The sequence below is a fragment of the Psychrobacter sp. AOP31-B2-9 genome (assembly GCF_052378005.1).
Classification (GTDB): domain Bacteria; phylum Pseudomonadota; class Gammaproteobacteria; order Pseudomonadales; family Moraxellaceae; genus Psychrobacter.
In genome coordinates, this window is the sequence record NZ_JBQSXG010000312.1 from 1 (window position 1) to 727 (window position 727).

Annotated in this window: 1 protein-coding gene and 1 pseudogene; both read left to right on the top strand. The window is 37.0% G+C overall.

Annotation, left to right across the window (positions count from 1 at the left end):
- Nucleotides 1–446 (top strand): annotated as a pseudogene (locus tag ACT3SX_RS15385) (alcaligin biosynthesis protein); the annotation flags it as partial.
- 26 nt (nt 447–472) lie between these two features.
- Nucleotides 473–727, top strand: a 255-nt coding sequence (locus ACT3SX_RS15390; RefSeq protein WP_444761855.1) for a GNAT family N-acetyltransferase, incomplete at its 3' end; no start/stop codon positions are given.

Genomic DNA, 727 nt, shown 5'->3' on the forward strand with positions numbered 1-727 from the left:
ATATCAAAGCGAAAAAAAGTCCGATTAATGTCAACATGCTCATTAACGTACGCTTGAACGATGTAGAGAAAAAAAATGACCAGACACTCTCCTTGCAACTGAATCATCTAGATTTAAATAAAGAATTTAAGATGGATACCCAAGCACTGATTTTAGCACTAGGCTACGAATATAAAACACCAGAATTTATCCATTCTATCTCTGAAAAAATCAATAGAGATGACACGGAGGGGCGTTATCAAATCGCTCGGAACTATAGCATAGATGATGACGAAACTATCTTTGTGCAAAATGTTGGCTTGTATTCTCATGGTATCTCTGTGCCGGATCTCGGCATGGGATGTTATAGAAACTCGATCATCATCAACCAAATATTGGGTGAAGAATATTATCAAGTAGAGAAAAAAATAGCGTTCCAAGACTTTCTACCCAAAGCATTACAATAGCCTTACTATAATAAAGAGAGCTTGATATGCCAAACCTATCGCAAATATTGCCAAATAATTATGAAAAAAAAATAGCGGACACAGTATATGGACTAAGGCAAATTCAATACCCCGACGATATGCCACTGATATATGACTGGATGCATAAAGAACACGTTATCCCGCAATGGCAATTAAATGAGCCGATGCCTAAACTACTGGCCTACTATGAAAAGATGATTGTAGACGACCATCAAAAGCTTTATTTCATAACGATAAATGGTAGGGCTGTGGGGTACATT